Source organism: Clostridium sartagoforme (assembly GCF_039521405.1).
GTDB classification, from domain to species: Bacteria; Bacillota; Clostridia; order Clostridiales; family Clostridiaceae; genus Clostridium; species Clostridium sartagoforme.
Genome location: NZ_BAAACH010000003.1, coordinates 141,022 through 153,515, shown reverse-complemented (window position 1 = coordinate 153,515; position 12,494 = coordinate 141,022). Strand labels below are relative to the sequence as shown.

General features: G+C 27.7%; 13 protein-coding genes. 11 read left to right on the top strand and 2 right to left on the bottom strand.

Annotated elements, in window-relative coordinates; translation table 11 throughout:
• Positions 1-34: 34 nt before the first annotated feature.
• The 4 genes from ABDZ60_RS01480 (at position 35) to ABDZ60_RS01465 (ending at position 4,129) form a co-directional block, all read left to right on the top strand.
• Positions 35-796, top strand: coding sequence for a sulfite exporter TauE/SafE family protein (locus tag ABDZ60_RS01480; RefSeq protein WP_343775255.1), 762 nt, complete (start codon positions 35-37; stop codon positions 794-796).
• A gap of 121 nt (positions 797-917) precedes the next feature.
• Positions 918-1,985, top strand: a complete 1,068-nt coding sequence (locus ABDZ60_RS01475) for an AI-2E family transporter (RefSeq protein ID WP_343775253.1) — start codon at positions 918-920, stop codon at positions 1,983-1,985.
• 72 nt (positions 1,986-2,057) lie between these two features.
• Positions 2,058-2,864 (top strand): glutamate 5-kinase, encoded by an 807-nt coding sequence (gene proB / locus ABDZ60_RS01470; RefSeq protein ID WP_343775251.1) that lies wholly within the window; start codon positions 2,058-2,060, stop codon positions 2,862-2,864.
• A gap of 20 nt (positions 2,865-2,884) precedes the next feature.
• Entirely contained in the window at positions 2,885-4,129 is a 1,245-nt protein-coding gene (locus tag ABDZ60_RS01465) for a glutamate-5-semialdehyde dehydrogenase (RefSeq protein WP_343775249.1), read from the top strand.
• An 83-nt stretch (positions 4,130-4,212) separates the two neighbouring features.
• Here ABDZ60_RS01465 and ABDZ60_RS01460 read toward each other — a convergent pair whose 3' ends face one another.
• On the bottom strand, positions 4,213-4,596 hold the full coding sequence (locus tag ABDZ60_RS01460) for a hypothetical protein (RefSeq protein WP_046999895.1): 384 nt from the start codon (positions 4,594-4,596) through the stop codon (positions 4,213-4,215).
• 133 nt (positions 4,597-4,729) lie between these two features.
• Here ABDZ60_RS01460 and ABDZ60_RS01455 point away from each other — a divergent pair, with 133 nt between their 5' ends.
• The 5 genes from ABDZ60_RS01455 (at position 4,730) to ABDZ60_RS01435 (ending at position 9,163) form a co-directional block, all read left to right on the top strand.
• Positions 4,730-5,779 carry an ABC transporter permease gene (locus tag ABDZ60_RS01455; RefSeq protein WP_046999896.1) on the top strand — a complete coding sequence of 350 codons (1,050 nt, stop codon included), beginning with the start codon at positions 4,730-4,732 and terminating at the stop codon, positions 5,777-5,779.
• Positions 5,780-5,781: 2 nt separating this feature from the next.
• On the top strand, positions 5,782-7,086 hold the full coding sequence (locus ABDZ60_RS01450; RefSeq protein ID WP_016206955.1) for an ABC transporter permease: 1,305 nt from the start codon (positions 5,782-5,784) through the stop codon (positions 7,084-7,086).
• A gap of 4 nt (positions 7,087-7,090) precedes the next feature.
• Entirely contained in the window at positions 7,091-7,759 is a 669-nt protein-coding gene (locus tag ABDZ60_RS01445; protein ID WP_016206954.1) for an ABC transporter ATP-binding protein, read from the top strand.
• Positions 7,760-7,982: 223 nt separating this feature from the next.
• Positions 7,983-8,444 (top strand): GNAT family N-acetyltransferase, encoded by a 462-nt coding sequence (locus tag ABDZ60_RS01440; protein WP_016206953.1) that lies wholly within the window; start codon positions 7,983-7,985, stop codon positions 8,442-8,444.
• A gap of 23 nt (positions 8,445-8,467) precedes the next feature.
• Positions 8,468-9,163, top strand: a complete 696-nt coding sequence (locus tag ABDZ60_RS01435) for a SanA/YdcF family protein (protein ID WP_343775245.1) — start codon at positions 8,468-8,470, stop codon at positions 9,161-9,163.
• 45 nt (positions 9,164-9,208) lie between these two features.
• Here ABDZ60_RS01435 and ABDZ60_RS01430 read toward each other — a convergent pair whose 3' ends face one another.
• Entirely contained in the window at positions 9,209-9,601 is a 393-nt protein-coding gene (locus ABDZ60_RS01430; RefSeq protein WP_016206951.1) for a hypothetical protein, read from the bottom strand.
• Between the two features lie 509 nt (positions 9,602-10,110).
• On the opposite strand from ABDZ60_RS01430, the gene ABDZ60_RS01425 reads away from it, so the two are divergent.
• Both ABDZ60_RS01425 and ABDZ60_RS01420 read left to right on the top strand, forming a co-directional pair.
• On the top strand, positions 10,111-11,505 hold the full coding sequence (locus tag ABDZ60_RS01425; protein WP_016206950.1) for an NCS2 family permease: 1,395 nt from the start codon (positions 10,111-10,113) through the stop codon (positions 11,503-11,505).
• A gap of 203 nt (positions 11,506-11,708) precedes the next feature.
• Entirely contained in the window at positions 11,709-12,494 is a 786-nt protein-coding gene (locus ABDZ60_RS01420; protein WP_016206949.1) for an SDR family NAD(P)-dependent oxidoreductase, read from the top strand.

Below are 12,494 nucleotides of genomic sequence, written 5' to 3'. Positions count from 1 at the left end.
ACACCTTAATATAAAAAAGGAAGGCGTAGGAAGAATGACATATAGTACAACTCTATTAATTATTTGTCCATTGATATTTATTGCGGGATTTATAGATGCAGTAGCAGGAGGGGGTGGATTAATATCTTTGCCAGCATATATATTTGCAGGGGTACCAATACATATTGCATATGGAACTAATAAGTTTGCAAACTGTATTGGTACAAGCGTAGCATCAGTTAAATTTTTTAAAAGTGGTAATATAAAGGTAAAGCCTGCGATGATATCAGCAGTAGGAGCACTTATAGGATCATGGATTGGAGCGCAATTAGTTGTTCTATTAGAAGAAAAGTATTTAAAGTATTCATTAATAATAATTTTACCAATAGTTGCTGTATTTCTGCTGTTTAATAGAAATTTTGGACAAGAAAATAATACTAAAGATTTAAAAGTAACTAAGATTTATATTTTATCATTTGTAATAGGTTTAATAATTGGAGCTTATGATGGATTTTTTGGACCAGGAACCGGAACTTTTTTAGTTTTAGCATTTACAAGTGTTTGTGGATTTAGCATAATAACATCATCAGGTAATGCGAAGATGGTAAATTTAGCATCAAATTTAGCTGCTTTAATAGTATATCTATTAAATGGAAAAGTTAATTTTTCAATAGGAATACCAGCTGCTATATGTGCAATTTTAGGAAATTACCTAGGAGCTCAACTAGCAATAAGAAATGGAATTAAGTTTATAAAACCTGTAATGATTTTTGTGATAATATTACTGTTTTCAAAAGTAATATATGAATTCATTTAAAAAACTCCTATTGGAGTTTTTTTATTTTAAATTCTATATTCTAATACAGTGCTTTATTTTAAATAATATTTACTTCTATGGATAAACTAAACTTAATTAATTTAAACAAAGGAGAAGGTTTATGCATAAGAAGAATATAATTACCTACTTAATTATTTTTAATCTTTTGACTATATTGATAATATTATTAAGTAAAATAGCCATATTAAAGAATTTTGTAAAAGTGATATTTTCTATAGTTATTATACCAATAATATTCGGAATGTTCTTGTTTTACATATTAAAACCGCTAAATAAAGTATTTATAAAGAAGAAAATAAAAAATGGAAAAGCAGCAACTTTAACTTTATTAATTTTCTTTTTTATTGCATCTGGAATAATAAAGTATTTTGGCGATTATTTTATTGAACAATTTACAAATCTGAAGATAATATTTTTAAATATATTGAAAGAAAAGGGAATTCTATATGGAGTAGATGATATTATTAAAGGAGATTTATTAAAATTAGATTATTATAATAAATTTTTAGGAGATATACAAAAATATTCGATAATATTATTTAGTAGTTTAAGAGGAATATTTGACAAAGGAATGCAATTATTTTCTGACATTTTACTTATTATATTAATAGTTTTTTATTTACTTAAGGATGAGGATAAAATTAAAGAAAATATAGCAAATATATTTCCTAGGAAATATAAGGATAGGGTTAGTGATTTTGTAGAAGAAAGTGATGAAGCTTTATCATTATATATTGTAGGTCAAGCTAAAGTAGCATTTTCATTAGCCTTAATGGTATACATAGGTTATAGATTTATAGGAATGACAAGTCCACTTCTTTTATCATCAATTACTTTTGTATTAGCTTTTATACCCTTTATCGGATTTTTTATATCTATGATAATTCCATATATTATAGCAATAGCACTAGGTTGGCATATGTTTATAAAATTATCTGTATTAGTTATTATAGCTCAGACGCTTAAGGGAAGAATTATTGTTCCTTTAATTATGGGAAGAACCATGAATATACATCCAATAACAGATATATTTTTGGTTGTTGGAGCAGCAAGTTTGGTTGGACCCATTGGAGCTTTTGTAATAGTACCTCTATATGTTGTTATTAAGATATTTTTCAAGTATTTTAATAAGGAAGTAGAAGAAAAGATAAAGGAATTTAAAGAATAAGGCAATTTATATAGAAAAAACATACAAAAAAATTTATAATTAAAAAAAGAAACAATATTGGGGGATTAAAAAATGAGTTTTAGAAGTCAGCTTAAAGAAGCTAAGAGAATTGTAGTTAAAGTAGGAACTTCCACATTAACTTATGAAAATGGAAAAATAAATTTAACAAGGATAGAGAATCTTACAAGAGTATTATCTGATGTTATGAATTGTGGAAAAGAAGTTGTATTAGTAACTTCAGGGGCTATAGGAGTAGGAGTATCTAAATTAAAATTAAAGGAAAAACCTAAAACAATAAGAGAAAAACAAGCAGTTGCTGCAGTTGGACAATGTGAATTAATGCATATATATAGTAAGTTCTTTGGAGAGTATAGTCATACAGTTGGGCAAGTTCTATTAACAAGAGATGTGGTTGAAGATGATCATATAAGAGAAAATGTATGCAATACTTTTGAGACGCTAATAGAAAATCAAATAATACCAATAGTTAATGAAAATGATACTGTATCAATAGATGAAATAGAAAACATAGTTAGGTTTGGAGATAATGATAATTTGTCAGCAATAGTAGCCAAATTAATTAAAGCTGATCTTTTAATAATATTATCAGATATAGATGGATTTTACGATTCAGATCCTAGAAAAAATTCAGATTCAAAATTAATAAGAGAAATAAAAAATATAACGCCAGAACTAGAAGCTTGCTGTGGCGGTACAGGAAGCAATCTTGGAACTGGCGGAATGATAACTAAACTTTCAGCAGCTAAAGTTGCAACTGAATCAGGAGTAAATATGGTTCTTGCAAATGGAGAAGAACCTAAGATAATTTTGAATATATTAAATGGTGAAGAAATAGGAACGCTTTTCACTAAAAAATAAAAATCAAGGGAGAGATAGAAATGCTAAGTATTTATGAGTTAGGTAGGAGAGCCAAAGAGGCATCTTATGATTTGTCAATTGCTGAAACTACAGAAAAAAATAAAGCTTTAGAGTTAATGGCAAAAGCTTTAATTGAAAATAAGAAGTCAATATTAGAAGCAAATGAGATTGATATAAAAATAGCTAAAGAAAAAGGTACTAAAGAAGCTATGATTGACAGGCTTAAATTAAATGAAGAAAGAATAGAAGGTATGGCTAAGGGTATTTTAGACATAATTTCATTGGAAGATCCAGTTGGAGAAGTTATAGAAATGTGGAAAAGACCGAATGGAATTCAAATTGGAAAAAGGAGAGTTCCAATTGGAGTTATTGGTATAATATATGAAGCTAGGCCTAATGTAACTTCAGATGCAGCTGCGCTATGTGTAAAAACAGGAAATTCAGTTATTTTAAAAGGTGGCAGCGATGCCATAAATTCAAATAAAGCTGTAGTTAAGGCTTTAGCAAATGCAATTGAAGAATCTGGTCTACCTCTTCATTCAATTCAATTAGTAGAAGATACAAGTAGAGAAGCTGCAAATGATATGATGAGGTTAAATGAATATATAGACGTTTTAATTCCAAGGGGGGGAGCAGGACTTATAAAAGCTGTTGTAAATAATGCTACAGTTCCAGTAATTGAAACAGGAACAGGAAACTGTCATGTTTATATTGATGAAACTGCTGAATTTGAAATGGCTAAAAATATAATAATCAATGCTAAGGTTTCAAGACCTTCAGTTTGTAATGCAGCTGAAAAATTACTTATTCACGAAGATTTAGTTGAAAGTTATTTACCTAAAATAGTAGAAGAGCTTAAAAGTTATTCTGTTGAAATTAGAGGAGATAAAAAAGTTTTGAATCTTATAGCGGATGCAAAGCTTGCAACTGAAGAAGATTGGTACACAGAATATTTAGATTATATTATTGGAATTAAGGTTGTGAGTAATGTTAATGAAGCAATATCTCACATCAATAAATATGGCTCAGGTCATTCAGAAGCAATAGTAACAAATAGCTATAAAAATTCTCAAAGGTTCTTAAACAAAGTTAATGCGGCAGCGGTTTATATTAATGCATCAACAAGATTTACGGATGGTGGAGAATTTGGATTTGGTGCAGAAATAGGAATAAGCACTCAAAAATTACATGCAAGAGGACCAATGGGACTTAAGGAGCTTACAACTATTAAATATATAATTTATGGAAACGGACAAATTAGATAAATCAAAATTAAAATCAACCAACAATAAATTATAGTTTTATTGTTGGTTGATTTTAATTTTAATTATGCTGATTTATTTCTTTTTTAATAGCCTATAGTTGTGGTTCTTCTTACATATGTCCAATTACCATTAAGAATACAGCCATTTTCTACATAACCATCACCTCTAAAGGAAGTATAAACATATGTTTCAGCAGGATATTTATTATCATAAGTAAAGCTTTTTGCATATCTAAGAACGGTAGGTGTTGGATTTACAATCTCACTATCTACCCATACACCAGCATTAGAGGGGCCGTTAGATACCATGGAACCCTCCATATAGTTACTATAAAGATTAACTGTAGACCTTATACTATAATTGGCCATTGGTGATATTTCATTTGCTAATACAGCTTTTGTAATTAAAGGTGTTAATAGTAATGAGGATAATGAGGATAATGCTATGAATTTTGAAATTTTATTCATTTAACCACTCCTTTATTGTTACATATAATTATATATTATTAATATTGTTAATATATACAAAATATTATAACATTCAAACACCGTATTGTAAATATATTACATAAATGTTAGTATATTTACAGGAGGGGATAAGGTGTTTAAATTTTTATTAAAAAGAAAAAGTATCAATATGTTTTTTATATTAGCATTTACTTTTACAATAATAACTTTTTCGTTAGGTAACTCTATTATATTAAATCAAGAAGAACTAATTAATAAATTTAGTCCAGATAAAAATAAAATAATAGTTTTTAAGTTAGAAAATGATATTAGTATTTCTGATGTTGTAGGTCTAATAAAGGATAAGGAAATAACTGTAGATTTAAGATTTTATGATAACAAGTCAGAGGCTTATATTGAAAGTGAGTTTATAATTAAGAGTTTTTCAACTGTTGGAGAACTTAAGGAGGGTAACTTATTTAATAGTGAAGATTACTTATCCCAAAATAATATATATATTGCATCTTCAGCTTTCAATGAAGAAGAGGTAAGTTTAATGGGCTATGGTAGTGAAAGATATGAGTTTGAGAAAATAGGTAGTTTTTATGATACAACAAAAAGAATAATAGTCCCTAATGATAGTTTTATAAAACTTTTGGGTGAAAATAAGATTAATTCACCTTATCTAAATATTATAATTAGTGGAGAAGAAGAAAGTATAAATTCAAGTATTGACATTCTAACTAAATATATTAAGGAAATTGATAATAAAAATAATTTGGAAGTATTTTCATATATGAAAGAAAATAGGAAGGTTGAGGCAGAGTCTTTATATAAAGCTTCAATTCTTATTGTAATAATAACATTAATTAATTCTTTAACATTATCATCATTATGGGTAGAAAGTAGAAAGAAGGAGTTAGCCTTAAGAAAAGCAGTAGGAGGTACTAGCAAACAACTTATGAAGTTATTTTTTAATGAAATGTTTTATATAAGTATTATTTCGTTAATCTTAGCCTTTGCTATACATTATATAGTATTCATTATAAGTGGAGGATATATAGAAAATCTTAGTGTGGCAATTAACATAAAGGGTATTTTATATTCAATGATTTTAACAGTTATAGTGGCAGTAATTATAACTTTACCATCTATTTTTTATCTTTCGGGAGTTAGACCGTCAGTAATATTAAGGGGTGAATAATTATGGGAAATGCATTAAAATCCCTAAAGAGAATAAAATTAATAGCTTTTTTAACTATACTACAATTATCTATAGGGCTAACACTTTTAAATACAGGCTCAATAATAAAACAAGAAAATGAAAATAAGCCTAAAAATCTTGAAAGGTTATTTGATTTTGAGAACACTTATTTAGTGGAAACTAAAGTATATGATAATAAAAATTCTAAATCAGATAAGATAATAACATCAGCTGATTTTAACAAAATAGAAAAGAGTTATAATGCATTAACGGATTTAAAAGATAAAGGAATAATATTTAATAATTTCATTTACTACTGTGGGGGTGGAGGAAACCCTATAATTTCAAGTGAGGGTAGCGCTGGGAAAAGTGATATTGCTAAGGAGTACTTACCAGAAGAGTATCACAATTTAGATGAAAATACTTTGATTAGAAATACATCAGAGATTAATATAAATGAGGAATTCTTTAATTTGTATAAAATAAATATAGTGGAAGGAAGAAACTTCACATCTAGTGATTTTAATATTAACTCAAAAGAAGAGCCTATTCCTATGATAATAGGATTAGACTACAAGGATAAAATATCTATAGGTGATGAATTTAAATATTCAGTACCAGATATAGATGGAGGATTAATAAATATAAAATATAAAGTAATAGGGTTTTATGATCATAATGATATGGTGATGTTGGGAAGTAAGGGAAAGTACGTGGATGGAGTAACTTTTTCAGATGCCTTTGTAATAACTCCAGTAGTAAATGATGTTTTATTTCTAAGTAACAAAGTAATAATGGCTCAATATGGAATTTGGGTAAATGTACCTAATTCAAATAGTATGGATAAGGTTGTTGATACATTATTACCTATATTAGAAGATGATGGGTTTAGCCTTGAAATAACAAATATGAAAGACGAAGTTAATAGAACAAAAGAAGTATTAGAGAAATCAAGTGTAAATGCAAGTGTATTAGGGTTAGCTCTTACAATATTATCTGTAATGGGAGTTTCATCAGTTATGATTGGAGAAATAAATAAAAGGAAAAAAGAATTTGGTATAAGAATAACTCAAGGAGCAACATTAAATACAGTATCAAAGGAAATATTTTTTGAGATATTACTTATGAGTGTTTTTGCAGGAATTGTATCTCTAATTTTAATTTTTTTAACAGACAGTAATTTGTTGACTATTAAGATTATATTAAAAAACTTATTAACAGTTATAGTTATTGTAAGCCTTATTAGTATAATACCAATATTGAGTTTGAGAAGATTTAATCCAATAGATTTAGTTAAAGGGGATTAGGGATATGAAGAGTATTGATATAAGAAACGTAACAAAGATTTATGGTAAGGGAGAAGGAAAAACTAAGGCATTAGATAATGTGAATTTATCTATACAAGAAGGAGAATTAGTAGCGATAATGGGGCCTTCAGGCTCGGGAAAGTCTACATTATTAAATATTATAGGATGCATTGATGTAGCAACAACAGGCAATTATTATTTAAATGAACAATTAATAGAAAATTTAAGTGAAAAGAAACTAGCAGAGATAAGAAATAAGAAAATAGGCTTTGTATATCAAAATTTTAACTTATTGTATGACTATAATATTATAGATAATGTAACCTTACCACTAACATATTCAAATAATAAAAAAACTATGAAAAAAAGGGGAATAGATATATTAAGAAGAGTAGGTTTAGATAGCTATATAAATAAAAAACCATCAATGCTATCAGGTGGACAAAAACAAAGAGTAGCTATTGCTAGAGCATTGATAAATAATCCGGATATAATATTAGCAGATGAACCAACAGGATCTTTAGATATGGCATCAGGAGAAAATGTTATAGAAATATTAAAAGAAATCAATAAAGGTGGAAAAACGGTAATAATAGTTACTCATGATATAAATATAGCTTATAAGTGTAATAGAATTATTAAAGTTATAGATGGAAAAGTGTTAAGTAAATAACAAGAGGGAAGTTAGATATTATAATAATTAGTATCTAGCTACCCTCATTTTTGTTTTAATAAATACTTATATATTTATAGTAAAGAAAGTTATTCATATCTATCAATGAAATGTGTAGTTATATAAATTTAATAAGTTTTAGAATGTTTGTTTGTAGAAAAAGTAAAGCAATAATATTATAATGATAGTACTATAAAGAATATGAATTAAGGGGAATAGTTATATGAAGAAGGAGTTTGAATTTAGACTTAAATATTTTGATGAACTTAACATAAATGAACTTTATGACATAGTAAAGGTGAGATATGAAGTTTTTGTTTGCGATCAAAAAATTACAAGTGAAAATGATTTTGATGATAAGGACAAGGAATGTTACCATTTAACAGTATATTATAAAGATATTTTAGTAGGATATTGTAGAATACTTAAGGCTGGAATGTCTTATAAGGAGCCTTCTATTGGGAGAGTACTAGTATTAAAGGAATATAGAAGAAATAATATAGCTCAAGAAATGATGAAAAGAGCAGTAGATTTTATAATTAATGAATTAGGTGAAGATAAAATAACATTATCTGCACAGTTATATGTAAAGGACTTATATGAATCAATAGGTTTTAAGGTTATATCAGATATTTATGAAGAAGCAGAAATACCACATATAAAGATGTCATTTAGTAAAGTATAAGAATATATTAGTATGGAGGAAAGATGTTTAATAAAAGAATAAATAAGTGGGTGAAATCTTTTATGACATACATGGCAGTCTTTATAATTACTTTAATTATTTTAATAGTTTCAATAATATTTAAAGTCAGAAGCTATGGTGATAAATATATACTGGATTTAAATGATTTGCCAAAGAACAATGATGCCATAATAGTATTAGGGGCAGGTGTTAGAAGTGATGGAACACCATCAGATATATTAGCTGATAGACTAGAAACATCTATAGAAGCGTATAATTCAGGACTTGGAAGTACATTTATATTAAGTGGAGATCATGGAAGAGAAGATTATAATGAAGTTGGAGCTATGAAAAAATATATCTTAAAAAATGATATAGATGAAAAAATAATATTTATGGATCATGCTGGCTTTAGCACCTATGATACTATGTATAGAGCAAAAGAAATATTTAAGGTAGATAAAGCTATAATAGTAACTAATGAATATCATTTGCCAAGAGCATTATATATAGCAAGAAAAATGGGTATAGATGCGTATGGATTAAAATCAGATAAAAGAGAGTATCAATTAATGGATAGTTATAAGAAACGTGAATTATTAGCACAATTAAAGGACTTTGTTTATGTAAATATATTAAAACCAGAACCTAAGTTTTTAGGAGAAGCAATTCCTGTAAGCAGCTCAGATGGAAGAGTGACTGAAGATGAAAAGAAATAATTTATAGTAAATGAAAAGTGAGGATTTAATGCCTCACTTTTATTTTTAATTACTTATATCTTCATGCGTTATACGTGTTGCTGAAAAAATTAATTCTCCATTTTCTTCAATTATATCAATAACTAAGGGTCTTATATCAGTAAGCACTATATTACCGTGTATAACAGAACTATGGTTTTCACCATTTAATACGTAATTTAAGATTAAATCTGATTTTTCCATAGTTGGTGAAGGATATATTTCTTCGGCGATATCAGAACTCATTGCTTTTATAGTTCCTAATTTAATAGGATGTCCCCCGGTACCAGTTCTTTCAATAGTAGAATTTTCTAGGTTATAACCTGTGTGATTCTTTATATATATATTTGTATTGTGTCTATTAAAGTCACTACCAAAAATTAATAAAGGAACAGGTATTTTTTGAACTTCTCTTTTCATTATAAGTCCTCCTATATAAATATTTAATAAATGAAATTACTAGGTATTGGTTTTAAATTCAATACTAAACCAGCCTCTTTTTCTGTTAGTTCGACAACTAAAGATCATATAGTGATTATTATAAATAATTAAAATATAGATAGTTTTATCTAATGAAGCTGTCCCATAGAAAGCTTCAATTGTGATTTATTAGAATATTTATCTTCATGTATATGAATACAGTGTAGTTATATACATATTATACCTGTTTGAAACTTTATTGTAAATATATAGAATAATTCTTGAAATATTATATCAAGCAAAAAGCTGATAATACTAAAAACCATATTGAAGACAAATTATAAATATATATCTTGCATTGAAATGTTCGTGTTGATGAACAGTGAATAAGATGAATCCACCTTAAAAAGCAATATTATATATAAAAAATCAAAAATAAAAATAAAAATATTGATTAAATACGAATAAAATGATAAAATGAATATGAAATATTCGAAACGGGGGTTATTATGAATAAGTTTTTTAAATTAAAAGAAAACGGAACAAATGTAAAGACAGAATTAATGGCAGGACTAACTACATTTTTAACTATGGCATATATATTATTCGTAAATCCAGCAATGTTATCTATAACAGGAATGGACAAGGGCGCAGTCTTTGTAGCAACAATTCTTGCATCAGCTATTGGTACTTTAGTTATGGGATTAGTAGCAAATGTTCCTTTTGCACAAGCACCAGGAATGGGATTAAATGCATTATTTACATTTACAGTAGTATTAGGTCTTGGTTTTACATGGAACCAAGCATTAGCCATGGTATTTATATGCGGAATTATAAACATAATTATAACTACTACTAAAATAAGAAAAATGATAATACAAGCAATTCCACTATCTCTTCAATATGCTATATCTGGAGGAATAGGACTATTTATAGCTTACTTAGGAATTAAACAAGCTCATTTTATAAATTTTACTGGAGAGGCAGCAAATAAAATTTTAGATACAGGTGATTCTGCGGTATTTGCAGATATAGTACCAGCTATTACTAACTTTAAAGATCCAGTAGCTATACTTGCACTAATAGGATTAGTAATAACTGTAGTATTAATGTTACTAAATGTTAAAGGTGCAATTTTAATTGGAATATTAGCAACAACTGTAATAGGTACTTTTAATGGAGTTACACACGTGGCGGATTTTTCAACTATGGATTTTAGTGTGCCAAGCTTAGCACCAACATTCTTTAAATTAGATATTAAGGGATTATTTAGTGATCCATCTAGGATATTATTAGTATTTACAACTATATTTGCTTTTTCATTATCTGATACATTTGATACAATAGGAACATTTTTAGGAACAGGAAGAAAAGCGGGTATATTTGATGAAAATGATGAAAAGTTATTTTCTGAAGGAAATGGTTCTAAATCAAAACTTGAAAGAGCTTTATTTGCAGATGCAATAGCAACTTCAACTGGAGCATTATTAGGTACTAGTAACACAACAACTTATGTGGAAAGTGCTGCAGGTATCGGGCAAGGTGGAAGAACAGGATTAACATCTGTAACAGTTGCAGGATTGTTTCTAATATCATTATTCTTTTCACCAGTAATGGGTATGGTTCCAGCAGCAGCAACAGCACCAGCTTTAATTGTTGTAGGGGTATTAATGGCAGAATCACTTAAGAATATTGAATGGGGTGATTTTGATATAGCTGTTCCAGCATTCTTTGTTATAGCATTTATGCCATTTACTTATAGCATAACAAACGGTATTGCAGCAGGATTTTTAGCTTATTGTTTAGTTAAGATAATAAAAAAACAAGCCAAAGATGTTCATCCAATAATGTACACTGTAAGCTTATTATTCTTATTAAACTTTGTTATTCAAGCACTAGGATAAGGTTATAATTACTAGCTAATTAAATAATGGGAGTTGTATTTTAAGTAATTAGGATACAGCTCTTATTTTTTACTTTAATGAAAATTATTTATTAATAATTAATATATTAGAGTGTTAATTAATATTTATATATTGAGAGGTATATGGTATATTTAGATATAAATTTATAAATAAAAAAGATTAAGTTTATATGGAGGATTTTTATGGGTAAACCGTATGGTAGGAGCTATGTATTAATAACTGGAGCAACTACTGGAATTGGGTATGAGTTAGCAAAGTTATATGCCAGTGATGGAAATAACTTAATTTTAGTTGCAAGGGATGAACAGAGATTAAGGGGAGTAAAAGAAGAGTTAAGCTTATATAGCATTAAGGTTTATACTATTGCTTTAGATTTATCTGAGGATAACTCTTGTGAAAAAGTATTAGATTTTGTGGATAAAAAAAATATATCTGTGGATATTTTAATTAACAATGCAGGACTAGGATCTTTTGGTTACATAAGCGAAATAGAAATGGAGAAGGAATTAAAATTAATAGATGTAAATATAAGAGCTTTAACGGAGCTAACTAAAACATTCCTACCTATTATGATAGAACATGGAGAGGGAGCTATTATGAATGTAGCTTCAACAGCTGCTTTTTGTGCTGGACCAAAGATGGCTGTTTATTATGCTTCAAAGGCTTATGTGCTTAATTTTACGGAAGCTTTACACGAAGAAGTAAAGAATAGTGAAATAAAAATAAGCTGTCTATGTCCAGGGCCTGTAAAAACAAGTTTCCAAGAAAAATCAGGAATAAAGAAAAGTGAAGGAGCTAAAAATACATTAATGTCAGCTAAGGATGTTGCAGAAATAGCTTATAAAGATTTTAGAAAGGGAAAAGTAATAATAATTCCAGGATTTAAAAATAAATTAATAGTTACATTAAATAAATTTATTCCTAGAAGCTTATCTAGAAAGATAATATTAATGATGAACAAAGGATAG

Coding starts and splice junctions, on each gene's coding strand:
- ABDZ60_RS01480 (WP_343775255.1), top strand. CDS start 35: ATGACATATAGTACAACTCTATTAATTATTTGTCCATTGATATTTATT.
- ABDZ60_RS01475 (WP_343775253.1), top strand. CDS start 918: ATGCATAAGAAGAATATAATTACCTACTTAATTATTTTTAATCTTTTG.
- proB (WP_343775251.1), top strand. CDS start 2,058: ATGAGTTTTAGAAGTCAGCTTAAAGAAGCTAAGAGAATTGTAGTTAAA.
- ABDZ60_RS01465 (WP_343775249.1), top strand. CDS start 2,885: ATGCTAAGTATTTATGAGTTAGGTAGGAGAGCCAAAGAGGCATCTTAT.
- ABDZ60_RS01460 (WP_046999895.1), bottom strand. CDS start 4,596: ATGAATAAAATTTCAAAATTCATAGCATTATCCTCATTATCCTCATTA.
- ABDZ60_RS01450 (WP_016206955.1), top strand. CDS start 5,782: ATGGGAAATGCATTAAAATCCCTAAAGAGAATAAAATTAATAGCTTTT.
- ABDZ60_RS01445 (WP_016206954.1), top strand. CDS start 7,091: ATGAAGAGTATTGATATAAGAAACGTAACAAAGATTTATGGTAAGGGA.
- ABDZ60_RS01440 (WP_016206953.1), top strand. CDS start 7,983: ATGAAGAAGGAGTTTGAATTTAGACTTAAATATTTTGATGAACTTAAC.
- ABDZ60_RS01435 (WP_343775245.1), top strand. CDS start 8,468: ATGTTTAATAAAAGAATAAATAAGTGGGTGAAATCTTTTATGACATAC.
- ABDZ60_RS01430 (WP_016206951.1), bottom strand. CDS start 9,601: ATGAAAAGAGAAGTTCAAAAAATACCTGTTCCTTTATTAATTTTTGGT.
- ABDZ60_RS01425 (WP_016206950.1), top strand. CDS start 10,111: ATGAATAAGTTTTTTAAATTAAAAGAAAACGGAACAAATGTAAAGACA.
- ABDZ60_RS01420 (WP_016206949.1), top strand. CDS start 11,709: ATGGGTAAACCGTATGGTAGGAGCTATGTATTAATAACTGGAGCAACT.